Source organism: Kitasatospora sp. NPDC088351, from assembly GCF_040685575.1.
Classification (GTDB): domain Bacteria; phylum Actinomycetota; class Actinomycetes; order Streptomycetales; family Streptomycetaceae; genus Kitasatospora.
This window is the reverse complement of sequence record NZ_JBFBIL010000067.1, coordinates 1-24702: the sequence shown is the minus strand read 5'-3', so window position 1 is coordinate 24702 and position 24702 is coordinate 1. Positions and strand designations below refer to the sequence as shown.

Here is a 24702-nt window from a genome sequence, read left to right as displayed (position 1 = left end):
AATTCGCGGCGGATCAGCGCGCGGCGTTGGGGTGCGTGCATCGCAAGGCGGAGGAGGGAGTCCATGCGGAGCATCGGCGACCGACGACAACGCGGCGTGGGGGCACCTCCCGGCCGGAGGCTGGGGGAGTGTGTGCCCCAACGCCGCACGCCCGGCGGGAATTGTCAGACACGCCCTAAGCTTTCCGCCATGGAACCGATCCTGGTGAGCGCGTGTCTGGCGGGTGTGCCGTGCCGGTACGACGGGCGGGCGAAGACGTCGGCGGCGGCCGTGGGGCTGGTGGAGGCCGGACAGGCGGTGGTGGTCTGCCCGGAGGTGGCGGGCGGGCTGGCGACGCCGCGGCCGGCGGCGGAGATCGTCGGTGGGGACGGCGAGGACGTGCTGGCCGGGCGGGCCCGGGTGGTGGACGTGACGGGGGCGGACTGCACCGGGGCGTTCCTGGACGGCGCCCGGCAGGCGCTGGCCGCCGCCGAGGCGGCCGGGGCACGGCGGGCGCTGCTGATGGCCCGCAGCCCCTCGTGCGGCTGCGGCCGGGTCTACGACGGCACGTTCACCGGCGCCCTGCGCCCGGGGGACGGGGTGACGGCGGCGCTGCTGCGGCGGGCGGGCATCGAGGTCGAGGCCGGGTAGCCACCCCGGCGACCGTACGTGTCCCCTCCGCCACCGAGCCGTGATCGAGTTGCGATCTCCCGGACCGGTCCGATTCGGGCCCTCGCCCGTCGAATGGTCTGGGCGCCCCGGTCGGGGCGCCGGACCGAAGGTTCGGGGAGGGTTCGATCGTGGTGCGAGGACGACGCAGACCGGGCGCACTGGCGGCCGGAGTGGTCGCGGCGGCGCTGCTGGTCGGGGGGTGCGGCGCGGCCAAGCGGAACATGGACGCCCGGGCGGGGGGCGACAGCGCGGCGAGGAAGGACGAGGCGCCCGCGGCCGCGGCAGCGCCGGCCGCCGGTGCCGCACAGTCGGCGGCTCCGGCCGGAGCGGGCGGAACGGCGGGGGCGGCGGGGGCGGCGGGGCAGACCGGGCAGGCGACCGGGCAGCCGGGCGCCGTGCCGGCCGCGGACACCCGGCTGATCGCCTACACCGCGCAGCTGTCGCTGCGGACCACGGACGTCTCCCAGGTGCTCGCCAGGGCCCGCGAGCTGGCGGCCGCCGCCGGGGGCTACATCGGCGGCGAGACGGTGAACGGCGGGGCTCCCGACGGAAGGGACCCGTACAGCGCGGCCCCCCGGCCCGGCGGCCCGCTGAACGGCCAGATCACCCTCAAGGTGCCGTCGGCGGCGTTCCAGCAGACCCTGGACCAGCTCTCCGCACTCGGCGAGGTGCTGTCGCGCAAGAGCCAGGCGGACGACGTGACCCAGCAGGTCGCGGACGTGGCGAGCCGGGTCCAGAGCCAGCAGGCGAGCGTGGAGCGGGTGCGGGCGCTGATGGGCCAGGCGAAGTCGCTGGCCGACATCACCAGTCTGGAGAGCGAGTTGAGCCGCCGTGAGGCGGACCTGGAGTCGCTGCAGAAGCAGCAGAAGGAGCTGGCCGCCCGGACTTCGCTCTCCACCCTCACGCTGGACGCACGGCGCGAGCCGACGCCCGCCCACACCGACGCGCCCGACGCACCGAAGCAGAGCGAGGAGGGTTTCTGGCACTCGGTCGGCTCCGCGCTGGGCGGCGGCTGGGACGTGCTGGTCACGATCGTCCGCGGGCTGGCGATCGCGGTCGCGGCGGTGGCGCCGTTCCTGCTGGTACTCGGGCCCGCGGCGTTCGCCTTCTGGTTCCTCCGGCGGCGGCGGGCGGCCAAGCTGCCCCCGCGGCCCGCCCATGCGCCGGGCCGGCCCGGCTTCCCGGCCGGTCCGGAGGCGGAGGAGACGGTGGAGGAGGAAGAGGAGCGGTACAGCTGAGACAGCGGTGGCGGGCGGCCTTGCGGGGGCCCGCCACCGTCCTGTCCTGGACCGGTCAGCGCGCGCTGGCCTCGTGCACGAAGGCGACGAGCCGGCTGAGCGCGTCCGGGTCCATGCTGGGCAGCACACCGTGGCCGAGGTTGAAGATGTGGCCGCTGCTGCCGATCGCCTGGGCGGCGTGCAGCACCTCGCGGGCCTTGGTCTCGACCGCCCTGGTGGGCGCGAACAGCACGGCCGGGTCGAGGTTGCCCTGGAGCCCCTTGCCGGGGCCGACCCGCTCGGCGGCGACGTTCAGCGGCACCCGCCAGTCCACGCCGACGACGTCCGCGCCGGCCTGGCCCATCAGGCCGAGCAGCTCACCGGTGCCGACGCCGAAGTGGATGCGCGGCACACCGTATCCGGCGACGGCGTCGAAGACCTTGGTGCTGGCCGGCATCACCGAGCGGCGGTAGTCGTCGGGGGCGAGCGCGCCGACCCAGGAGTCGAAGAGCTGGACGGCGGAGGCGCCGGCCTCGATCTGCACCTTCAGGAAGACGGAGGTGATGTCGGCCAGCCGGTCCACCAGGGCGGCCCACAGCTCGGGCTGCCCGTACATCATGGCCTTGGTGTTCTCGTGGTTCCTGGACGGTCCGCCCTCGATCAGGTAGCTGGCCAGGGTGTAGGGCGCCCCGGCGAAGCCGATCAGCGGGGTGGAGCCGAGCTCGTCCACCAGCAGGCCGACGGCCTCGGTGATGTAGGGGACGTCGTCCGGCTCCAGCGGGCGCAGCCGCTTGAGGTCCTCGGCGGTGCGGATCGGGTCGGCGATCACCGGGCCGATGCCGGGCTTGATGTCCACGTCGATGCCGATGGCCTTGAGCGGGACCACGATGTCGCTGAAGAAGATCGCCGCGTCCACCTTGTGCCGGCGCACCGGCTGCAGGGTGATCTCCTTGACCAGCTCGGGCCGCATGCAGGAGTCCAGCATGGGGATGCCCTCGCGGACCTTCAGGTACTCGGGCAGCGAGCGGCCGGCCTGGCGCATGAACCACACCGGGGTGTGCGGCACCGGCTCGTGCCGGCAGGCGCGCAGGAAGGCGGAGTCGTACGCGGCGCCGCGGCGCGCGGGGGGCTGCTGACCGGTGCTGATGGCTGCCGTGGTGTCTGCCGTTGTCTCACTCACGGTTCAAATCTTCGCACGTACCCCGGGTGGCACTCCCCGCCCGGCCTCGTGGGTTCCTCCAAGATCTGGCCGGATTGCCGTCCCGGCACGCCGCACGGGCAGAAGTTGCGGCGATTACCCAGGTTTTCGACCTAGTCTTCGGGTCATGGCAGCGGTCGGCGGGCACCCCGCACAGGGTGGCGGAACAGGTGGCGGAACGGGTCGGGAGGGGGCGCCGAGCGAGTTCCGGGCCGCCGTCGAGGCACTGAGCGGGGTGCGGTTGCGCCCCGAGATCGAACTGTCCGCCGTACCCGCGCCACGCCGGCTCGCCCCCTACTCGTTCGCGCTGACCGCCTCCGTGGAGGTGGACGGCGAGGAGCTGGCCGACGGCCGGCTGGTGCTGCTGCACGACCCGGCCGGCCAGGAGGCCTGGAACGGTGACTTCCGGGTGGTGACCATGACCCGGGCCGAACTGGAGCCCGAAATGGCCGGCGACCCGATGCTCTCCGAGGTCGGCTGGGCCTGGCTGCTGGACGCGCTGCAGACGCACGGCGCCGGCTTCGTGGAGCCGTCCGGCACGGTGACCAGATGCGCCTCGCAGTACTTCGGCGCGCTGGCGGACCGGGCGTCGTCCACCGAGATCGAGATCCGCGCGTCCTGGACGCCGGCCGACGGCCGCTTCGAGCGGCACCTGGCGGCCTGGGGGGACCTGCTCTGCACCAGCGCCGGCCTGCCGCCGGCCGTACCGGCGGCGCAGCAGTCCGCCGATGCCTCGTCACTCGGTGGAGTGGTTCCGATGCCCGCCCGCCGGCGCCCGCGTTCGCACTGATTCGCGCCGGTTCGCACGAAGGAGTGGCGCCGGTCCGCATCGGACCGGCGCCCCCCGGGGCTGACGGAGTGTGGCCTTCGTTCCGCTCCACGTCAATCGACCGGTCGAAACCCACCGAAACCGGCCAATCCGCTCTGGATCTGATCGATTTTGTACGAATTCCAGGCATGTCACATCAGTCGCCTGCGCGATTTGTCCGTATTGTTACTCACTAGATCGTGATCTTTCGCTAAAGCCGGGCACGGTAGCTGCCGAAGCAGACTGTGACCCTTTCCAAACGCGGAACACTCCGACCGCCCCCATCGGGGTTCCGTCCGCCACTCCCCGCAGGAGGCCTGGTGTCGGTCCTTCTTGAGCACCCCGCAAACGTGGTCGCCTACCGGCCGACCAAGCCCACCGCCATGGTGGTCATCGCCGATCCCCGCGTCCGAAACACCGTCACCCGCCACCTGTGGGCCCTCGGCGTCCGAGACGTGATCGAAGTGTCCTCGATCGCGGAGGCCCGCCCCCGGGTCTCCACCCCACGCGACATCTGCGTCGCCGACGTGCACCTCCCGGACGGCTCCGGGCTGACCATCCTGGCCGAGACCCGCGCCGCGGGCTGGCCCAACGGCCTGGCACTCTCCGCCGCCGACGACATCGGCGCCGTCCGCAGCGCGCTGGCCGGCGGCGTCAAGGGCTACGTCGTCACCGGGACGCGCACCAACGTCGCCATGCCGGGCCGCCCGGGCCTGCCGCTCGGCGCGGGCGGCCTGGCCGGCCGGATGCGGCGCCCCGGCATGCCGGGCGTGCCGGGCTCGGCCGGTGTGCCGGGCGCCCCCGGAGCCCCCGGAGCGCCGGGCGCACAGCAGGCCGCGTACCGCGAGCTCTCCGGCCGCGAGGTGGAGGTACTGCGGCTGGTCGCGGAGGGCCAGTCCAACAAGGCGATCGGTGTGGCGATGGGCCTGTCCGCGCTCACCGTGAAGAGCCACCTCGCCCGGATCGCCCGGAAGCTCGGTACCGGCGACCGGGCCGGGATGGTCGCGGTCGCGTTGCGGACCGGAATCATTCACTGACGCCCTAGGTGGGACCGCTGCGGCGGCCCTGGAGGAACGTTTCCTCCAGGGCCGTATTTTCGCCCGCTCGCCTCTGTGTTTTCGCCCGCTCGCCTCCGGGGCGCTCTGGTCCGGTGCCGACGGTCGTCGCTCCAAGACCCCTCGTTCCTCGGGGCCTCCTCGCTCCTTCCTTTCGGCACCGGCGCGCCCCTTCGGCTCGGGGCGGGTAGGGCGGGCTGGGGCGGCGGGCGAGGCGGATAGGGGCGGGCGGAACGAGGCGAACGGGTGGGAGCGGGTTGGGATTGGTGCGGCGCTTCGGCTCGGACCGGGTGGGCGGAGAGATCGTCATGGACCCGGTCTGACCAGTCCGACAACACTCCCGGTTCTGAGGACCGTCGTACCCTTGGTGGGTGACCGACGCCGTAGCAGCCATCCCAGAAGAAGCAGCCCCGGTCCCGCTCCTTGAGCCGAAGGAGGGGATCCCGCCAGTCGTGGCGGACGAGGGGGCGCTGGCCGCCACCGTCGCCGCCTTCGCCGCGGGTACCGGACCGGTCGCCGTCGATGCCGAGCGGGCCTCCGGCTACCGCTACGGACAGCGCGCGTACCTCATCCAGCTCCGCCGCGCGGGCGCCGGCTCCGCGCTGATCGACCCGATCGCCTGCCCCGACCTCAGTGGGCTGGGCGCCGCCCTCGCGGACACCGAATGGGTGGTGCACGCCGCCACCCAGGACCTGCCCTGCCTGGCCGAGGTCGGCATGAGACCCCAGAGACTGTTCGACACCGAGCTGGCCGGGCGGATCGCCGGCTTCGCCCGGGTCGGCCTCGGGCCGATGACCGAGAGCGTGCTCGGGCTGAGCCTGGCCAAGGAGCACTCGGCGGTCGACTGGTCCACCCGCCCGCTGCCCGAGCCCTGGCTGCGCTACGCCGCTCTGGACGTCGAGGTGCTGGTCGAGCTGCGTGACGCACTCGAACAGGAGCTGGACGCCCAGGGCAAGCTCGACTGGGCGCTGGAGGAGTTCGCCGCGATCGCCGCCGCACCCCGGCCCGCGCCGCGCACCGACCCGTGGCGCCGCACCTCCCAGCTGCACAAGGTCCGCCGGCGCCGCCAGCTGGCCGTGGTGCGCGAGCTGTGGCTGACCAGGGACCGGACCGCGCAGGAGCGCGACATCTCGCCGGGCCGGGTGCTCTCGGACGCCGCGATCGTCAACGCCGCGCTGGCCATGCCGCTCAACATCGCCGCCCTCCAGGGCGTTCAGGGCTTCGGGCCGCGGGTGCACCGGCGCCAGCTGGAACAGTGGCTGGCGGCCGTACAGCGGGGCCGGGACGTCCCGGAGAACCAGCTGCCGCCCGCCGCCGCACCGCACGACGGCCCGCCGCCGCCGCGCGCCTGGGCCGAGAAGGACCCGGTGGCCGCCGCCCGGCTGTCCGGGGCGCGGGCCGCGGTGAGCGAGCTGGCCGAGCGGCACAACCTGCCGGCCGAGAACCTGATCACCCCGGACCTGGTCCGCCGGGTCTCCTGGGAACCGCCGGCCGACGCCGACGCCGAACGGGTGGCCGCCGCGCTGCGCCGGCTCGGCGCCCGGCAGTGGCAGGTGGAGCTGGTGGCACCGGCGATGGCCGCGGCCTTCGCCAAGGCGGCGGCCCAGGAGAACTGAGCAGCACCGGCACACGGAGGTACGCCGAAAGGGGATGTCGTCACGGACGGCATCCCCTTTCGGCGTACCCGGGCCGGGGGAGTCCGCAGAGGCATGTGACGGGGTGTGGCGGGGACGTGGCGCGGGACACACGGGGAGATCGGGCCGCCGGGCCTGGGCAGGTTGGTTACCGACGGGTAGCATGGCGGTGGAGCGGCGCCGCCCGGGTCTTCGACGGCGGCGGCCTGCCCACCTCAACCGTTGGTCCCTGGGAGGAGAGCCCCCGTGCCTCGTACCGCGAGGGACGTCGTCTTCGTCGATGGCGTCCGCACCCCGTTCGGCAAGGCCGGCCCGAAGGGCATCTACCACGAGACCCGCGCCGACGACCTGGTCGTCAAGTGCATCCGGGAACTCGTACGCCGTAACCCGAACCTGCCCGTCGAGCGGATCGACGAGGTCGCCGTCGCGGCCACCACGCAGATCGGCGACCAGGGGCTGACCATCGGCCGCACCGCCGCCCTGCTGTCCGGCCTGCCGAAGTCCGTCCCGGGCTACGCGATCGACCGGATGTGCGCCGGCGCGCTGACCGCCGTCACCACCACCGCCGGCGGCATCGCCTTCGGCGCGTACGACGTGGTCGTGGCCGGCGGCGTCGAGCACATGGGCCGCCACCCGATGGGCGAGGGCGTCGACCCCAACCCGCGCTTCGTCTCCGAGAAGCTGGTCGACGAGTCCGCCCTGTTCATGGGCATGACCGCGGAGAACCTGCACGACCGGTTCCCGCACCTGACCAAGGAGCGCTGCGACGCCTACGCCGTGCGCTCGCAGGAGAAGGCCGCCAAGGCGTACGCCAACGGCGACATCCAGCCCGACCTGGTGCCGATCTCGATCCGCAACACCAACCCCGAGGTCGGCGAGACCGGCTGGGGCCTGGCCACCGTGGACGAGCCGATGCGCCCGGGCACCACCCTGGAGAACCTGGCGGGCCTCAAGACCCCGTTCCGCCCGCACGGCAACGTCACCGCGGGCAACTCGGCCGGTCTGAACGACGGCGCCACCGCCTCGCTGCTGGCCGCCGAGGACGTCGCCGAGGAGCTCGGCCTCCCGGTGAGGATGCGGCTGGTCTCGTTCGCCTTCGCGGGCGTCGAGCCCGAGGTCATGGGCATCGGCCCGGTGCCGGCCACCGAGAAGGCGCTGGCCAAGGCCGGTCTGACCATCGACGACATCCAGGCCTTCGAGATCAACGAGGCCTTCGCCGTCCAGGTGCTCGCCTTCCTGGACCACTACGGCATCGCGGACGACGACGAGCGGGTCAACCCGTACGGCGGCGCGATCGCCTACGGCCACCCGCTGGCCTCCTCCGGCGTGCGCCTGATGAACCAGCTGGCCCGCCGCTTCGGACAGCGCCCGGACGTCCGCTACGGCCTCACCACGATGTGCATCGGCTTCGGCATGGGCGGCACGATCATCTGGGAGAACCCGCACTGGAGCGGAGCCACCGAGCAGGCAGAGTCCGAGGGCGGTAAGTGACCATGAGCACCACTGAGCTGCTGCAGCACGGCGCCGGGCTGTTCCCCGGCGAGGTCGTGACCACCGCGCACGTACGCCACCTGGACCTGCCGCTGCGGGCCGGACGGCTGGCCCTGATCACCCTGGACAATGGCTTCGACCACACCAAGCCGACCACCTTCGGCCCGGGCTCGCTGCTGAAGCTGTCCGCCGCACTCGACCAGGTCGAGGCGGAGGCCGCCGAGGGGACGATCGTCGGCGTCGCCGTCACCGGCAAGCCGTTCATCTTCGCGGTCGGCGCCGACCTCAAGGGCGTCGAGCTGCTCAAGGAGCACGCGGACGCGCTGGCCATCGGCAAGGGCGGCCACGAGGTCTTCAAGCGGATCGCCGCGCTGCCCGTCCCGTCCTTCGCCTACTACAACGGCGCGGCGATGGGCGGCGGCGTCGAGGTCGGCCTGCACTGCACCTACCGCACGGTCAGCGCGGGCGTGCCGGCCTTCTCGCTGCCCGAGGTCTTCCTGGGCCTCGTCCCGGGCTGGGGCGGCTGCACCCTCCTGCCGAACCTGGTCGGTCCGGCGAAGGCCGTCAAGGTGATCATCGAGAACTCGATGAGCCAGAACAAGCAGCTCAAGGGCGCGGACGTGTTCGAGCTCGGCATCGCGGACGCGATCTTCGAGCCGGCCGACTTCCTGGAACAGTCGCTGCTGTGGACCGCCAAGGTCCTCAACGGCGACGTCGTGGTCGAGCGCGAGGAGATCGACCGCGGCAAGGCCTGGGACGACGCCGTCGCCTGGGGCCGGCTGGTCGCCGACGCCAAGGTGCACGGTGCCGCTCCGGCCGCGTACAAGGCGCTGGACATCATCGCCCGGGTCAAGGACCAGGACCTGCAGGCGGGCTTCGACGCCGAGGACGCGGCCCTGGCCGACCTCATCATGAGCGGCGAGCTGCGCAGCGGCATCTACGCCTTCAACCTGGTGCAGCGCCGGGCCAAGCGCCCGTTCGGCGCGCCGGACAAGTCGCTGGCCCGCCCGGTCACCAAGGTCGGCGTGGTCGGCGCCGGTCTGATGGCCTCGCAGCTGGCGCTGCTGTTCGCCCGCCGGCTGGAGGTGCCGGTGGTCCTCACCGACATCGACCAGGAGCGCATCGACAAGGGCGTCGGCTACGTCCACACCGAGATCGACAAGCTGCTCGGCAAGGGGCGGATCGGCCAGGACAAGGCCAACCGCCTCAAGGGCCTGGTCACCGGCTCGCTCGACAAGGCCGCCGGCTTCGCCGACGCGGACTTCGTGATCGAGGCCGTGTTCGAGGAGATGGGCGTCAAGCAGACCGTCTTCGCCGACCTGGAGAACGTGGTCTCGCCGACCTGTGTGCTGGCGACCAACACCTCCTCGCTCTCGGTCACCGAGATGGCCTCGAAGCTGAAGCACCCCGAGCGGGTCGTCGGCTTCCACTTCTTCAACCCGGTCGCGATCCTCCCGCTGCTGGAGATCGTCCGCGGCGAGCAGACCGACGACGCCTCGCTGGCCACGGCCTTCGGCGTCTCGAAGAAGCTGAAGAAGACCGCCGTACTGGTCAAGGACGCCCCGGCGTTCGTGGTGAACCGGATCCTGACCCGCTTCATGGGCGAGATCCAGAGCATCATCGACGAGGGCACCCCGATCGCCACCGTCGAGAAGGGCGTCGAGCCGCTCGGTCTGCCGATGTCCCCGATCGTGCTGCTGGAGCTGGTCGGCCCGGCCATCGCGCTGCATGTCTCGGAGACCCTGCACGGCGCCTTCCCGGAGCGGTTCACCGTCTCCGAGAACCTCGGCCGGGTGGTCAAGGCCGGCAAGCGCGGCTTCTACACCTGGGTCGACGGCAAGCAGGTCCTCGACCCCGAGGTGCTGGAGCTGCTGACCTTCGGCGACTCCGTGCTGACCGAGGAGCAGGTCCTCGACCGCGCGCTGGAGGCCGTGACGCAGGAGATCGGCCTGATGCTGGCGGAGGGTGTCGTCGCCGAGGCGCAGGACATCGACCTCTGCATGATCACCGGTGCCGGCTGGCCCTTCCACCTGGGCGGGATCACCCCGTACCTGGACCGTTCGGGCGTCGCCGAGCGGGTGAACGGCAAGAGGTTCCTCGCCCCGGGCGTGGCCTCCGTCCCCGCGTAACGCGGCCGGACCCTCAGGAGCCCCGGTGACCGTGGAGGTCACCGGGGCTCCTGCTCGTGTGCCGGGCCCGGGGCTCAGCGCTTGAGGCGGTAGACCACGGTGTCGGCGAAGACGCCGACCATCTCGTAGTGGGTGTCCAGCAGGTTCTCGATCTTCGGCACCAGCCCGGGCTGGTACGGGGCGAGGCCGGAGTCGTCCACCACGACCTCGGGCAGGCTCTTGGCGATCTCCTGGTCGAAGGTCTGCCAGGCGTTGCTGACGCTGAACTGTTCGCCGACGTTCGGGTTGCCGTCCTTGCCGCCGCTGTAGTTCGTCAGGAAGCCCGCCGTCAGGTAGCGGGTGGCCGGCTTGCGGTCGGCCAGCCAGTACAGCTCCGGGTGCATGCCCCAGACCAGCACGGTGTCCTTCGGCGTGGTCTGCGCGGCGACGGCGGTGGCGACCTCCGTGGTCCGGTCGAGCCGCTCCCCCGGCCAGGCCAGCGCCAGGCCCCAGAACACCGTCGCGACGGCCGTGGTGTACACCAGGACCGGCCGCCAGCGGACCGCCGAGGTGGCGACCGCGCCGGTGCCCAGCAGCACCAGCGGGGGCATCAGCTGCAGGTAGTAGTGGCCGAAGAAGTGGAAGCCGACACTGACCGCGACGGCCGAGGAGAGCAGCCAGACCCAGAGGTCGGTGGTGGAACCGTGCTCCTCCCCCGCGACGGGCAGCGGGCGGTGGCGGTACTTCAGCCAGAGCCGGCGCCCGACCGGCAGCAGGAAGCCCAGGCCGGCCCCGACCAGGATCGCGGAGTTGCCCAGCGCCCGGCCGGTCATCTGGAGCCAGGCACCGCCGAAGGAGGCGTAGTCGCCGCTGCCGGTGACCACCCAGAACAGGAAGCCCTTGGGCTTGGTGAGGATCACCGCGACCAGCGCTATCGGCAGCGTGAACCCGAAACCGATCTTGAACAGGGCGGGCGGCCAGCGCACCCCGCGCCGGCGGGCGTCCTGGAACAGCATCCAGAGCACCGGCAGCATCACGGCGCCGCCGGTCTGCTTGGTCAGCGAACAGAGCGCCACCGCGATGCCCGCGGCCAGCCAGCGGCGCCGCTCGGCGTACCGGAAGGCGGCCACCATGGCGGGCAGCATGAAGACCTCGAAGGTGGCCGCCTGGGTGTCCTCCGGGGAGAGCCCGATGGAGACCAGCAGGTAGAGCAGGCCCGCCCCGGCGCCGGCCCGGTTGCCCCAGCGGCCGCGGGCGATCGAGGCCAGCAGGATCGCGGTGACCAGGTGGGCGACCACGGCCAGGGTGCGCAGCGGCCAGAGCGAGGCGGAGCCGAAGACGGTGAAGCAGGCCTGGTAGAGCCAGGGCAGCAGCGGCGGCTTGCGGTCCACGACGGTGTCGTACAGCACCCCGCCGTCGGAGAGCATTCGCGCCTGGGTGGCCAGGAAGCCCTCGTCGGGGCTCCAGACCGGCCGGACGAAGGAGGGGATGTGGGTGACGAGCGCGACCAGGGCCAGCACCGGCACCAGCCTCGTCCAGTAACCCGTACGGACGCCCGCCCAGCGGTCGGCCAGGAAGGCCGCCATGGGCAGGCGCTGGGCCGGGCCGGCGAGGCGTGGGTGGGTGGGGGTCGTCGGCACGAGTGACAACCTACCGGGCGGGATCGGCGCGGGCAGCGCCGGTCCCGCCTTTCGGTGCGATTATCAGCCTTGCCTGTGACGAACTGTTACAGAGTTGCGTCGGTCGGCCGTCCGTGGGGCGGCCCGGGCCCCGGTCAGGCCTCGACGGGGGCCACGTCCAGCCGGGAGACCAGCGCGGTGACCCGGCGGGCGATGTCCGGGGCGTTGAGGCCGATCTCGGCGAGGATCTCGGCCCGCGAGGCGTGGTCCAGGAACTGCTGCGGGATGCCGAAGTCACGCACCGGCACGTCCACCTCGGCGTCGCGCAGCGCCTGCGCCACGGCCGCGCCCACACCGCCGACCCGGCCGTTGTCCTCGATCGTGACGACCACCCGGTGCTCGGCCGCCAGGCCGGGCAGGGCGGCGTCCACCGGCTTGACCCAGCGCGGGTCCACCACGGTGGCGGTGATGCCCTGGGCGGCCAGCAGGTCGGCCACCTCCAGGCTGGTGGGGGCCATCGCGCCGACCGAGACGATCAGCACGTCGGCACGGCGGTCGCCGGCCGGGGCCTCGGCCGCGCGCAGCACGTCCATGCCGCCGACCCGGCCGACCGCGGCGACGGCCGGGCCGACCGTGCCCTTGGAGTAGCGGACCACGGTCGGGGCGTCCCCGACCTGGACGGCCTCGCGCAGCTGGGCGCGGAGCTGGTCGGCGTCGCGCGGGGCGGCCAGCCGCAGGCCGGGGACGACCTGCAGGATCGACATGTCCCACATGCCGTTGTGCGAGGCGCCGTCGGTGCCGGTGACGCCGGAGCGGTCCAGCACGAAGGTGACGCCCAGCTTGTGCAGGGCGACGTCCATCAGGACCTGGTCGAAGGCCCGGTTGAGGAAGGTCGCGTAGACCGCGAAGACCGGGTGCAGGCCGTTGGTGGCCATACCGGCGGCACTGGTGACGGCGTGCTGCTCGGCGATGCCGACGTCGAAGATGCGCTCCGGGAAGGCCTTGGCGAACGGCGCCAGGCCCACCGGGTGGAGCATCGCCGCGGTGATGCCGACGATGTCCTCGCGCTCGTGGCCGAGCGCGACCATCTCCTCGCCGAAGACCGACGTCCAGTCCTTGCCGGAGCTCTTGATCGGCAGACCGGTCTCCGGGTGGATCACGCCGACCGCGTGGAAGCGGTCCTCGTCGTTGTTCTCGGCGGCGTGGTAGCCGCGCCCCTTCTCGGTGAGGCAGTGCACGATCACCGGTCCGCCGAAACCGCGCGCCTTGGTCAGCGCGGACTCCAGGGCGGTGAGGTCGTGGCCGTCGATCGGGCCGATGTACTTGAGGCCGAGGTCCTCGAACATGCCCTGCGGGGCGATGAAGTCCTTCAGGCCCTTCTTGGCGCCGTGCAGGGTCTCGAACAGCTGCTGGCCGACCACGGGGGTGCGCTGCAGCGCGTCCTTGCCCCAGGAGAGGAAGCGCTCGTAGCCCTGGGTGGTGCGCAGCGTGGCGAGGTGGTTGGCCATGCCGCCGATGGTCGGCGAGTAGGAGCGCTCGTTGTCGTTGACGACGATGACGAGCGGGCGGTCCTTGGCGTCGGCGATGTTGTTGAGCGCCTCCCAGGCCATCCCGCCGGTGAGCGCGCCGTCGCCGATGACGGCGACGACCGGGCGGTCCTGGTGCCCCTGGATCTGGTTGGCCTTGGCGAGACCGTCGGCGTACGAGAGCACGGTGGAGGCGTGCGAGTTCTCGATCACGTCGTGCTCGGACTCGGCGCGGGAGGGGTAGCCGGAGAGGCCGTCCTTCATCCGCAGCCGGGAGAAGTCCTGGCGGCCGGTGAGCAGCTTGTGGACGTAGCTCTGGTGGCCGGTGTCGAAGAGGATGCGGTCGCGCGGGGAGTCGAAGACCCGGTGCAGCGCGATGGTCAGCTCCACCACGCCGAGGTTGGGCCCGAGGTGGCCGCCCGTCTTGGAGACCTCCGTCACCAGGAAGGTCCGGATCTCCTGGGCCAGTGCGGCCAGCTGTCCGGGCGTGAGCCGGTCGAGATCGCGCGGTCCCCGAATGCGGGTCAGCAGGGCCACCCGTTCCTCCTCGTTCAAAGTTGCGGACCGCGGGGGTCCGACGGGCGTCGCTGCCCGGTGTGCCGGCGCGCTCCGACGGTCTCGGTCGGTGCCGACCGGTCGAGTCTAATGTCCGCCTCCCGGACACCGAGCGGCGCGCCCGGTGCCACCGGCCGGTTACCGCCGGCCGCCGGGGTGCGGCCCGCACCCGGATCCGGCCGGGGCCGCGCCCCGCTCAGGGCCGGGCGACGGACGCCGGGACCGGGCGGCCGACGGCGCCCGACTCGTCCATCTCGCTCATCACCAGGGCGAGCGCGCCGAGCACCTCGGCCCGGCCGCCCAGGGTGCCGGGGACCACCGAGAGCTGACGGGCGGCGCTGGGGATGGCGTACCGGGCCACCGAGTCCCGGATCGGGCCGAGCACCAGCTCACCGGCCTCGGCGAGGTCTCCGCCGAGGATGACCCGGCGGGGGTTGAGCAGGTTGCAGAGGGTGGCGACGCCGCTGCCGATCTGCCGGCCGGCGTCGGCGATCACCCGGCGGCAGCCGAGGTCGCCGTGGTGGGCCAGCTCGACCACCCGGGGCAGGGTGAGCCCGGTGCCGAGGGTGGGGGTGAGCAGGCCGAGCAGGTAGCGGGAGCCGACGAAGGTCTCCAGGCAGCCCCGGTTGCCGCAGCGGCAGACCGGGCCGGCCTCGTCCAGGGTGATGTGCCCGATCTCACCGGCGGTGCCGCCCGGGCCGCGGTAGAGCTGGCCGTTGACGACCAGACCGGCGCCGACGCCGCTGGCCACCTTGATGTAGGCGAGGTCGCTCACCCCGCGGCCGGCGCCCCAGACCAGCTCGCCGAGCGCGCCGAGGTTGGCGTCGTTGTCCACGTGCACCGGCATGCCGAGCCGCTCGGCCAGCTCCCGGCCGGGGGCGATGCCGGTCCAGCCGGGCAGGATCGCGGTGGAGCCGAGGGCGCCGGTCTCCACGTCGATCGGGCCGGGCACGCCGAGGCCGACGCCGATCACCTTGTCGGGGCGGAAACCCGCCTGCTGGAGCAGCCGCTCGACCAGCGCCTCGGCGCGGTCGAAGCCCTGCTCGGCGGAGACGTCGACGTCGATCGGCGCGCTCTCCTCGGCGAGCACCCGGTGCGCCAGGTTGCCGACGGCGACCCGGAGATGGGTGTGGCCGAAATCGATGCCCACCACGATCCCCGCGTCGCCGCTGAGCGAGACGCTGCGGGCGCGGCGGCCGCCGGAGGAGGTGTCGGCGACCACGACGGTGCCGCCCTCCTTCAGCTCCCGGACGATGTTGGACACGGTGGCCGCCGAGAGGCCGGTGCCGCGGGCGATCTCCGCCTGGGTCAGCGAGCCGGCCATCCGCACCGCCCGCAGCACCCGGTCCAGGTTCGCCCGGTGCAGCGAGGACTGCGAGCCCGGTGTGTCCGTCGACATGATCGACCCTCCCAACGGCGAGGGAACCCCTCCGCCGGGCGTCCCCTTCAACTCCTGAAGCCTACGGCGCGGAGCGGCCCGGGGGTGCGGTCCGGGGCGGGACCGGACGGCGGCGGCCGGTGCGGTCCGGGGCCGTCGCGCAGGGGTCCGGGGGCTCCTGAGGAGGGCCCGGGAAAGCCCACCCGTACGATGGTGCCCAATCTCACCCGCCCCACCGGCCCCGGATGTGAACCGGCCGGGGGGCGCTTCCAGACATGACGGGGCAGCAGATGGCAGGGGATCACCCGATACCGGGGACAGGCGATTCGTCCGGCGGCGGTGCGCAGGGCAACCGGGGCGTCTCACTCGGGCGCACGCCCGGCGGCGTGGACCCGGCCGCCGTGGCGGACCAGAGGACACATGTCGACGGGGCGCCGGTCCCGGGCCGGGTCGCACCGGCCGCGCCCGGCACACCACCGCCGCCCGGGCCGGCTCCGGCTCCGGCTCCGGGCAGCGAGTACGCCTACGCGCCCACCGCGGCCGCGTTCCCCGCGCAGAGCGCGCCGCCGCCCCCGCCGGGCGCACCGGTCGGCCCGTACGACCCGGCTCCGCCGTACCAGGCGCCCGTCGCCGGCCAGCCGTACGGCTACCCCGCCCCGCCGCCGGCCAACGGCTACGGGTACCCGCAGCAGGCCGGGTACGGCTACCAGGGCGTGCCGGTGCCGCCCGCGCCGAAGCAGCGCAACCCGGTGATGCTCTGGGGCGGGATCATCGGCGGCGTGCTGGCGATCGCCATCGTGGCCGGCCTGGTCGTGCTCCTCACCGACGACCCCAAGCACGACCCCGTGGCGAGCACCGGGGGCACCGTCACCGGCGGCAGCGTCACCGGCGGGACCACCGACGACCCGACCACCTCGAACTCCCCGAGCGCCAGCGCCAGTGGCGGCACCGGCGGCGGCAAGGCGGGCGCCTACAACCTCGCCTGGAACGCCGCCAAGCCCGCCAACGCCGGCAGCGGCTCCCAGGTCCTCGGGGCCTGGGGCACCGACAAGGTCCTCGTCCGCGCGGACACCACCGGCATCCGGGCCGTCAACGCCTCCGACGGCAAGGAGGCGTGGACCATCGCGCCGCCGGCCGGCGCGAAGGAGTTCTGCACCGTCTCGCACGGGGTGAACTCCAAGCACGTGGTCGCGGTGTCGCTCAACACCGGTGACAGCGACTGCTCCACGGTCGGCACGGTGGACCTCACCAGCGGCAAGCTGCTCTGGTCGACCAAGGTGACCACCGACCGGCTCTCCGGGCCGACCCTGAGCATCACCGACAAGACCGTCGTGATCGCCGGCACCGCCATCGGCGCGGTCAGCATCACCGACGGCTCGCCGGTCTGGCAGTACCAGCCGCGCGAGAAGAACTGTTCCGTCTACAGCAGGGCGGCCGGCAACCAGATCGCGATCAGCGACCGCTGCTACCAGGGCTCCAACACCACGGCGCAGCTCCAGATCGTGGACGCGGAGACCGGCAAGGCCACCAGCGGCGCGCTCCCGCTGGACGACCTGGAACACGTCGACAAGGCCCTCTCGTCCTCGCCCCTGGTGCTGCTGATCACCAACAACACCAGCGGCGACTACGTGCTGCCGTTCGACAAGAGCAACAAGCCGATGGCCAAGCTGCCGGTCAAGGAAGCCGGTTCGGACAGCCTGCGGCTCTCCGGCGAGCACGAGGCGTTCACCCAGAACGTGATCAGCGGCACCACGCTGTACGCGCAGGTCAACGGCACCAAGCCGGCCATCAACGCGTACGACCTGACCACCGGCAAGCGACTCTGGTCCTCCACCGGCGGCACCAACCAGGGCATCCGGCTGGTCTCCGGCACCGACAAGGACGGCCGGGTCCGCGCGGTGCTGGACATGGGCTACAACAAGGACGCCAAGCTGGTCACGCTCGCGCCCACCGACGGCTCGGTGAGCGAACTCGGCGACCTCGCGGCGCCGAAGGGCACCTACACCGTCTCCAGCAGCACGGAGTACGTGATCCAGCCGGACGGCTCGCTCGTCGGCTTCGCCCGCAGCGGCGGCTCGGACGCGCCGGTCTTCAAGTACGCCAAGAAGTGAGGCACCGCCACCCCGGGAAATGCGGTCGGCGCGAGATGCGCTGACCCCCCGTCGCGGGCGGGGCGGGACGGGCCGAACGGCCTGCTCCGCCCCGCCCGCGATTATTCGCCGGCCCCGCGCGTTGGGCATGGGAGGATGCGAAGCATCAGCCTGACGAAGGAGTCCTGCGAGTGCCCGGCACCAACCTGACCCGTGAGGAGGCCCGCACCCGGGCCGACCTCCTGCACGTGGACGCGTACGACATCGAGCTCGACCTGAGCTCGGCCCGCGAAGGAGGCACCTTCCGGTCCACCACCGTGGTCCGGTTCACCGCGAGCACCCCCGGCGCGGCCACCTTCATCGACCTGGTGGCACCGAGCGTCGAGGAGATCACGCTCAACGGCGAGCGGATCGACACCGCGAACTTCGCCGACAGCCGGATCGCGCTGCCCGGCCTCGCCGCCGAGAACGAGCTGCGGGTGGTCGCCGACTGCGCCTACACCAACACCGGTGAGGGCCTGCACCGGTTCGTCGACCCGGTCGACGGCGAGACCTACCTGTACACCCAGTTCGAGGTGCCGGACGCCCGCCGCGTCTTCGCCTCCTTCGAACAGCCCGACCTCAAGGCCGCGTTCACCTTCCGGGTGACCGCCCCCCGGGGCTGGGTCGTGGTCTCCAACTCCCCCACCCCGGTCCCGACCGGCGAGGGCGACACCCAGGTCTGGACGTTCGAGCCGACCGGCCGGATCTCCACCTACATCACCGCGCTCGTCGCCGGCCCGTACGTCGGTGTCTTCGACAGCTACGAGAACGGCGACCAGAAGGTGCCGCTGGGCGTCTACTGCCGGCCCTCGCTGCGCGAGTTCCTGGACGCCGAGGCGATCTTCGCGGTCACCAAGCAGGGCTTCGACTACTTCCAGGAGAAGTTCGACTACCCGTACCCGTTCGCCAAGTACGACCAGCTCTTCGTCCCGGAGTTCAACGCCGGCGCGATGGAGAACGCGGGCGCCGTCACCCTGCGCGACCAGTACGTGTTCCGTTCCAAGGTGACCGACGCCGCGTACGAGCAGCGGGCCGCGACGATCCTGCACGAGCTGGCCCACATGTGGTTCGGCGACCTCGTCACCATGGAGTGGTGGAACGACCTCTGGCTGAACGAGTCGTTCGCGACCTTCGCCGAGGCCGTCTGCCAGGCCGAGGCCCCCGGCTCCAAGTGGCCGCACTCCTGGACCACCTTCGCCAACCAGATGAAGACCTGGGCGTACCGGCAGGACCAGCTGCCGTCCACCCACCCGATCATGGCCGAGATCAACGATCTCGAAGACGTCATGGTCAACTTCGACGGCATCACCTACGCCAAGGGCGCCTCGGTGCTCAAGCAGCTGGTGGCGTACGTCGGCCAGGACGCCTTCTTCCAGGGCGTGCAGGCGTACTTCAAGCGGCACGCCTGGGGCAACACCCGCCTGAGCGACCTGCTCGGCGCGCTGGAGGAGACCAGCGGGCGCGACCTCAAGGCCTGGTCCAAGGCCTGGCTGGAGACCGCCGGGATCAACGTGCTGCGCCCGGAGCTCACCCTCGACGGCGACGGCGCGATCGAGACCTTCACCGTCCTTCAGGAGGCCCCCGCGCTGCCGGCCGGCGCCCGCGGCGAGGCCGTGCTGCGCCCGCACCGGATCGCCATCGGCCTCTACGAGCCGGCCGACGGCGCGCTGGTGCGCACCGACCGGATCGAGCTGGACGTCGACGGCCCGCGCACCGACGTCCCGGAGCTGGTCGGCCGCCACCGCCCGGCCGTCATCCTGCTCAACGACGACGACCTCTCCTACGCCAAGGTCCGCCTCGACGAGGACTCGCTGGCCGTCGTCACCGAGCACCTCGGCGGTTTCGCCGACTCGCTGCCGCGCGCCCTGTGCTGGGCCTCCGCCTGGGACATGACCCGCGACGGCGAGCTGGCCGCCCGCGACTACCTCGCGCTGGCGCTCTCCGGCCTGGAGCGGGAGTCCGACATCGGCGTCGTCCAGTCGGTGCACCGTCAGGTCAAGCTGGCCCTCGACGCCTACGCCGACCCGGCCTGGCGCGAGCAGGGTCTGGCCCGCTGGGCCGAGGCCGCCGAGGAGCGGCTGCGCGCCGCCGAGCCCGGCAGCGACCACCAGCTGGCCTGGGCCCGCACGCTGGCCGGCGTCGCCCGCACCGACGGGCAGCTCGGTCTGCTCGCCGGGCTGCTGGACGGCTCGGTCGAGCTGAAGGGCCTGGCCGTGGACACCGAGCTGCGCTGGACGCTGCTCGCCCGGCTGGCCGCCACCGGCCGCGCCGACGACGCGGCGGTCGAGGCCGAGCTGGCCCGCGACAACACCGCGGCCGGCCAGGAGCACGCCGCCAGCTGCCGGGCCGCCCGGCCGACCGCCGAGGCCAAGGCCGCGGCCTGGGCCTCCGTGGTGGAGTCGGACACGCTCACCAACTACGTCCAGGACGCGGTGATCGCCGGCTTCCAGCAGGCCGACCAGCGCGAGCTGCTCGCCCCCTACACCGCGAAGTACTTCGCGGCCGTCAAGGGCGTCTGGGAGACCCGCAGCCACGAGATCTCGCAGCAGATCGTCGTCGGCCTGTACCCGGCGCTCCAGGTCGAGCAGGCCACCCTGGACGCCACCGACGCGTGGCTGGCCTCGGCCGAACCGGCCCCGGCGCTGCGCCGGCAGGTCGTCGAGGCGCGGGCCGGTGTGGAGCGCGCGCTGAAGGCCCAGGCGGCCGACCGGGCGGCGGGCGCCCGGAGCTGATCCCGCGGGAACGCCCGAAGGGGCGCCGGACCTGGTCCGGCGCCCCTTCGGGGTCTGTACGGGTCCTGTGGCGGGCCCTCGGGCTACTTCTTCTTGGCCTTGCCGCCGTACGGCAGGCCGGCCAGGGCGGCGATGATCACGAAGGCCGCGATCGGGGCCAGCACGTACAGGCCGAGGGTCTGGGCGACGCTCAGGCCGCTACCCGGGTCGTCGCCGTCGTCCCGGGTGAGGGCCATGGCGGGCGACGACAGCAGCATCATCAGCGTGACCGTTGCGGAGACCGCGCCGGCTCGCAAAGCGTTCCTCTTGTCCACGTCGCCCAACTTACCCGTCGTTTACGCGGGCGCGCTCGGCGGGGTCGGCCTTTCGGACCGGGTCGACGGGGGCTGGGTCGGCGGGGGCTGGGTACCGGGGCCGCCCGGCGGGGACGGCTGCGGCTGCGGCCCGGCGCGCAGGAAATCGGGCAGGGCCCGGGCGGCCGGTACCGCGGCCAGGGCGTCCAGCGTCACCGGGTGGCCCTCGGCGTCGGCGACCGGCAACCGCCAGTTGGGGTACTGGTCCCAGGTGCCGGGCAGGTTCTGCGGGCGCGGATCGCCCACCAGGTCCGGCAGCCAGACGCCGACCAGCCCGGCCGGGGTGGCCGCCAGGAAGCGGTACAGCGCCTGCGCGGAGAGCGGCTCGCCCTCGGCCAGCAGGCCCAGCCGGAGCAGTTCCGCCCGCCAGTCGGCCAGCTCCGCCGCCGCCTCGGCCTGCTCCTCGCCGAGCGCGCGGGCCAGCAGGCCGAGCCGGTGCCGCAGTTCGACGTGCTCGCCGGAGAGCCGGGCCGCGGTGCTCGGCAGGTCGTGGGTGGTCAGGGTGGCCAGGCTGCCCGGCCGCCAGCGTTCGGGGGGCAGGATCTCCCCCTTGGCCTGCCAGTCCCGCTCGAACCAGAGGACGGACGTGCCGAGGATGCCGCGCGCCGCCAGCTCCTCCCGCACCCCCGGCTCCACCGTGCCCAGATCCTCGCCGATCACGGCGGTACCGGCCCGGTGCGCCTCCAGGGCGAGCACCCCGAGCATCGCCTCGGCGTCGTAGCGGACGTAGGCGCCCTCGGTCGGCGCGTGCCCGGCCGGCACCCACCAGAGCCGGAACAGGCCCATCACGTGGTCGACCCGGATCGCCCCGGCGTGCCGGGCGGCGGCGCGCAGCAGCTCGGCGTACGGGGCGTAGCCGGCCGCGGCGAGCGCGTCCGGGCGCCAGGGCGGCAGGCCCCAGTCCTGGCCGTGGGCGTTGAACGCGTCCGGCGGTGCGCCGACCGAGATGCCGCCGGCCAGCACGTCCTGGAGCACCCAGGCGTCGGCGCCGTCCGGGTGCGCGCCGACCGCCAGGTCGTGGATCAGGCCGACGGGCATCCCGGCGGTCTCGGCGGCCCGCTGGGCGTGGGCGAGCTGCTGGCCCACCTGCCAGGCGAGCCAGCGGTGGAACTCGGCCCGGTCCGCCAGCTCCTCGGCGGCGCGGGCGGTCTGCGGGCCGTCCGGGTGGCGCAGGTCCTTCGGCCAGCCGTGCCAGTCGGCGCCGTGCACCTCGGCGAGGGCGTTCCAGAGCGCGTGGCGTCGCAGCCACTCGCCCTCACGGGCCTGGTACGCCTGGAAGGCCGCCTCCCGTCCCACGCCGCGCGGCACCTGGTACAGCAGTTGCAGGGCCTCGCGCTTCAGCGCCCAGACGGCGTCCCGGTCGATCAGCCCGTCGTGGCTCAGCACCTCGGCCCGCAGCCGCGCCGCGCGCCGGCCCAGCTCCTCCGCCTCGGCGCGCTGCTCGCCCGTCAGATAGCCGTACTCGGGCACCGCCTCGATCCGCAGGTGCACCGGGTCGGCGAAGCGGCGGGAGGAGGGGCGGTACGGGGAGGGGTCGGAGGGGACGGCGGGCAGGGCGGCGTGCAGCGGGTTGATCTGCACGAAGCCCGCGCCGAGGCCGCCCGCCCACTGGGCGAGCTCGACGAGGTCCCCGAGGTCGCCCATGCCCCAGGAGCGGTCGGAGAGCACGGAGTACAGCTGGGCGAGGAAGCCCCAGCCGCGGCCGGGGAGCTGGGGCAGCCGCTCCGGTGCGACGATCAGCGGCGCCCGGCCGCTGCGCTCCGGGGTCTCCGCCGTGAGGGTGTGCCGCCCGAGCGGCAGGTCGGCGGGCAGCCAGTGCGAGTGCCCGCGCGGCAGCTCCCAGCGGCCGCCGTCCTCCAGCTCGACGGTCAGCCGCGCGTCGGCCGGCACGTCCAGCGCGGTGCGCCGGCCGGCCCGGACCACCACGCACGGCGGCAGCAACCGGGCCGCCAGCGCCGCCCGGTGACGCTCCAGCGCCTCCCGGGCGGCCTCCGGTGTCCCCGCCTCCACCCCGAGCGCGGCCAGCACCGCCACCAGCGTCCGCGCCCCCACCGGCACGGCCCCGCTCCCCGGGTTGTACCTCGTGTCCACCCCGTACGCGTGCGCCAGCGCCACCAGTTCGGCCGGAGGCGCCGGCGCGTCCTGCGCCGGCACCTCAAGGCTGTCGGCTCCGTTACGGTCGAGATAAGCGGCCACTCGCGGCTCCTGCGATGTCTCGGCAACGCCCTGTCAGGACAGCCACAGTCCTACCCGCGTGACGGGCCGGTGACCCGGCGCGACACACGGCGAGCGGATCCGCCCGATGTGGTGGTGCGTCACTTCGGCATACGTAGCAGGATCGGACTGTCCGACGAAGGCTGGAGCGAGCCGAACCCGGCAGGCGAGAGCAGGGGATCGGGAACCTTACGGAACGAGGGGTCGACAACCACGCGCTCGACGTAGGAGTAGGCCCACTCGTCCTGGCTCGCAGGGTCGGCACCCTCGCCGGTCACAATGCCCCTCAGCAGCCAGCCCGGCCCTTCGAATCCGAGCACACGGACGGTCTGCGGCCCCCTGACACCGGGCGACTGTTCCACCGGGATTTCGCACCTGAGTTCCACACCGGCGCGCCCGGCCCACTCACGCGCCTCGCCTCCGAGGCCACGGACGTTCTGCGCGAATTTCTCACGGGCCCTGGCCCACGCACCCTCCTGGGTCACATGGAAGGCCTGGAGCTGCACCCCCGTGGACCCCCGGAGGACAACAGCCTCCAGCAGGTCCGAGGACCCTCTGCCCTCGTTCACCTGGATCTTGAGGCCCGGATCGCGGGGGATCCTGAGGCCACCGAGGTCGACGAGATCGGTACCCTGCCAGCCCGCCTCGCTCGCGTCCCAGGGTCCGATCTCCACACCCCGCTCGACCAGCCTGAACGGATCATCGGCCCGAAGAAATCCATCCGCGATTTCTTCCGCCCCACCGAGGAGGAAGTCAATATCCTCCCCATGAATACTCTCCTCACCCAACAGAACGACCAGGATGGCCAGAATGTTTCGCAAAGAGAAAAGTTCACTCCGTCGCCCCTTCCTGACAGCTGAGAGATCTCCACAAAGCGCCTCCACCATTGTTTCGACCTCACCTTCGGAAAGTCCATGCTCGGCCATCAGCCGAGCATCGAAGGGGAAGCACTCGCCGCCTTCTCGCCGTAGCTGCAGGAGCGCCTTGGCAGCGAACAACAGCACCAGCGCCGGCGTCAGCCGGTCAGGTCAATCCTGCCAGCCGGCCTTGGCCAACACATCCGAGGAGAGTGAACCACTCCGCTGGAACTCCTCGAGGATCTGCCGCGCAGAGTTACGGACGTCGCCCATTTCGCCACCCCTTGATCAGCTTCGATGCCCGATAGGCGATAATACCGGCCGCAATAGCCGCATCTGCGATTCCGGCGGAGACGCCGCCATGGTCACGGACCTTAGCTGGCGGGCACCTCGTCGGTCGGGCAGCCTCGCCGGACCAGGGTTCTCCAGGGGTCGCCAAGGCTCACCGGGTGACGCTTGCGCTCGGCCTTGGCGGTCCCCGGGGGTTCCTGGTACGCCTTCGGGGACCGGCCGGCGAGGGACACGACTCGCGACCATTCACCACGACGGTGCCGCACCGGTACTCGGCCCCCTGGCCCCTCCGAGGGAGGGCAAGGGTTGAGGCAGAGCTCTGCGGACTGCGCTGCTCTCGCTGGTGTTGCGCGCCCGGACCGGCGGGGTGCCGCTGAGCGGGGCGGAGACAGGAGCGGGCGGCGGCCCCGCCGGGCCGGAGCGCGCGCGGGCCGCCTCGATCAAGTAAAGAAACTCTAAACAGTTCTCCAGGGCGCTGCACCCGCCGCCTGATGCGGCACCGGCCAGCTGTCAGCTACGGGGACGTTGCAGACGATGCCTGAACTGTTCCAGGGCTGCTGCCAGGTACTCGCCTGGGCGAGGATTCCTGAGTCCTTGGCCGTTGTGGAGGGTCGGTAGGTTCAGGCTGTGTCGTGTGATCGCCCGATCCCCGCCGCCACACCTCCGCAGCCCTCAGAGCCCGGGGATTCCGGCTGAGGGCTGCCACGACCCGCCTCCCGGTGAAGCCCCCCGTCCGTTGACGTTGCCGTCAACTACTGCCGTCACCCCACGCAGAGGCCCCGCCAGGAGTCCTTGGGTTCAAGGGGTCGTCGCAACACCACTTGGTTTTAGGTGGTGAGTAGATCACGTAGACGCTCGGCTGGGGTATTCCAGCCGAGCGTCT

Annotated in this window: 16 protein-coding genes; 9 read left to right on the top strand and 7 right to left on the bottom strand. The window is 72.7% G+C overall.

Going from position 1 to position 24702, the window contains the following annotated elements; translation table 11 throughout:
• Positions 1 to 189 precede the first annotated feature (189 nt).
• On the top strand, positions 190 to 630 hold the full coding sequence (locus AB0P06_RS31720; protein WP_363613463.1) for a DUF523 domain-containing protein: 441 nt from the start codon (positions 190 to 192) through the stop codon (positions 628 to 630).
• A gap of 149 nt (positions 631 to 779) precedes the next feature.
• Positions 780 to 1889 carry a DUF4349 domain-containing protein gene (locus AB0P06_RS31715; protein ID WP_363613461.1) on the top strand — a complete coding sequence of 370 codons (1110 nt, stop codon included), beginning with the start codon at positions 780 to 782 and terminating at the stop codon, positions 1887 to 1889.
• 55 nt (positions 1890 to 1944) lie between these two features.
• Here the strand turns inward: AB0P06_RS31715 and hemE are convergent, their stop codons facing one another.
• A complete protein-coding gene (gene hemE, locus AB0P06_RS31710) occupies positions 1945 to 3015 on the bottom strand; it encodes a uroporphyrinogen decarboxylase (RefSeq protein WP_363613487.1) in 1071 nt (356 codons plus the stop codon).
• Positions 3016 to 3193: 178 nt separating this feature from the next.
• On the opposite strand from hemE, the gene AB0P06_RS31705 reads away from it, so the two are divergent.
• The 5 genes from AB0P06_RS31705 to AB0P06_RS31685 all read left to right on the top strand — a co-directional run bounded on the left by AB0P06_RS31705 (position 3194) and on the right by AB0P06_RS31685 (position 10183).
• Positions 3194 to 3856, top strand: coding sequence for a DUF3000 domain-containing protein (locus tag AB0P06_RS31705; protein ID WP_363613459.1), 663 nt, complete (start codon positions 3194 to 3196; stop codon positions 3854 to 3856).
• 338 nt (positions 3857 to 4194) lie between these two features.
• Positions 4195 to 4911 carry a response regulator transcription factor gene (locus AB0P06_RS31700; RefSeq protein ID WP_363613457.1) on the top strand — a complete coding sequence of 239 codons (717 nt, stop codon included), beginning with the start codon at positions 4195 to 4197 and terminating at the stop codon, positions 4909 to 4911.
• A 389-nt stretch (positions 4912 to 5300) separates the two neighbouring features.
• Positions 5301 to 6545 (top strand): ribonuclease D, encoded by a 1245-nt coding sequence (locus tag AB0P06_RS31695; RefSeq protein WP_363613455.1) that lies wholly within the window; start codon positions 5301 to 5303, stop codon positions 6543 to 6545.
• A 264-nt stretch (positions 6546 to 6809) separates the two neighbouring features.
• Positions 6810 to 8054, top strand: a complete 1245-nt coding sequence (locus AB0P06_RS31690) for an acetyl-CoA C-acyltransferase (protein WP_363613453.1) — start codon at positions 6810 to 6812, stop codon at positions 8052 to 8054.
• Positions 8055 to 8056: 2 nt separating this feature from the next.
• Positions 8057 to 10183: a 3-hydroxyacyl-CoA dehydrogenase NAD-binding domain-containing protein gene (locus tag AB0P06_RS31685; protein WP_363613451.1), complete on the top strand. Its 2127-nt coding sequence runs from the start codon at positions 8057 to 8059 to the stop codon at positions 10181 to 10183.
• A gap of 74 nt (positions 10184 to 10257) precedes the next feature.
• Here the strand turns inward: AB0P06_RS31685 and AB0P06_RS31680 are convergent, their stop codons facing one another.
• The 3 genes from AB0P06_RS31680 to AB0P06_RS31670 all read right to left on the bottom strand — a co-directional run bounded on the left by AB0P06_RS31680 (position 10258) and on the right by AB0P06_RS31670 (position 15261).
• Entirely contained in the window at positions 10258 to 11802 is a 1545-nt protein-coding gene (locus AB0P06_RS31680) for a glycosyltransferase family 39 protein (protein WP_363613449.1), read from the bottom strand.
• A gap of 134 nt (positions 11803 to 11936) precedes the next feature.
• A complete protein-coding gene (gene dxs, locus AB0P06_RS31675) occupies positions 11937 to 13844 on the bottom strand; it encodes a 1-deoxy-D-xylulose-5-phosphate synthase (RefSeq protein ID WP_363613447.1) in 1908 nt (635 codons plus the stop codon).
• Between the two features lie 214 nt (positions 13845 to 14058).
• A complete protein-coding gene (locus AB0P06_RS31670) occupies positions 14059 to 15261 on the bottom strand; it encodes an ROK family transcriptional regulator (protein WP_363613445.1) in 1203 nt (400 codons plus the stop codon).
• A 380-nt stretch (positions 15262 to 15641) separates the two neighbouring features.
• On the opposite strand from AB0P06_RS31670, the gene AB0P06_RS31665 reads away from it, so the two are divergent.
• Positions 15642 to 17351 carry a PQQ-binding-like beta-propeller repeat protein gene (locus tag AB0P06_RS31665; protein WP_363613443.1) on the top strand — a complete coding sequence of 570 codons (1710 nt, stop codon included), beginning with the start codon at positions 15642 to 15644 and terminating at the stop codon, positions 17349 to 17351.
• A gap of 170 nt (positions 17352 to 17521) precedes the next feature.
• Positions 17522 to 20104 carry an aminopeptidase N gene (pepN, locus tag AB0P06_RS31660; protein WP_363613441.1) on the top strand — a complete coding sequence of 861 codons (2583 nt, stop codon included), beginning with the start codon at positions 17522 to 17524 and terminating at the stop codon, positions 20102 to 20104.
• Positions 20105 to 20187: 83 nt separating this feature from the next.
• Here the strand turns inward: pepN and AB0P06_RS31655 are convergent, their stop codons facing one another.
• From AB0P06_RS31655 to AB0P06_RS31645, 3 genes are all read right to left on the bottom strand, one after another.
• A complete protein-coding gene (locus AB0P06_RS31655) occupies positions 20188 to 20418 on the bottom strand; it encodes a hypothetical protein (RefSeq protein WP_363613439.1) in 231 nt (76 codons plus the stop codon).
• A 21-nt stretch (positions 20419 to 20439) separates the two neighbouring features.
• Positions 20440 to 22611 (bottom strand): 4-alpha-glucanotransferase, encoded by a 2172-nt coding sequence (gene malQ / locus AB0P06_RS31650; RefSeq protein WP_363613485.1) that lies wholly within the window; start codon positions 22609 to 22611, stop codon positions 20440 to 20442.
• A gap of 161 nt (positions 22612 to 22772) precedes the next feature.
• The gene (locus tag AB0P06_RS31645; RefSeq protein ID WP_363613437.1) at positions 22773 to 23675 is read right to left on the bottom strand and encodes a DUF3710 domain-containing protein; all 903 of its coding nucleotides are present in this window, start codon (positions 23673 to 23675) and stop codon (positions 22773 to 22775) included.
• Positions 23676 to 24702 lie beyond the last annotated feature (1027 nt).

Coding starts and splice junctions, on each gene's coding strand:
- AB0P06_RS31720 (WP_363613463.1), top strand. CDS start 190: ATGGAACCGATCCTGGTGAGCGCGTGTCTGGCGGGTGTGCCGTGCCGG.
- AB0P06_RS31705 (WP_363613459.1), top strand. CDS start 3,194: ATGGCAGCGGTCGGCGGGCACCCCGCACAGGGTGGCGGAACAGGTGGC.
- AB0P06_RS31685 (WP_363613451.1), top strand. CDS start 8,057: ATGAGCACCACTGAGCTGCTGCAGCACGGCGCCGGGCTGTTCCCCGGC.
- AB0P06_RS31670 (WP_363613445.1), bottom strand. CDS start 15,261: ATGTCGACGGACACACCGGGCTCGCAGTCCTCGCTGCACCGGGCGAAC.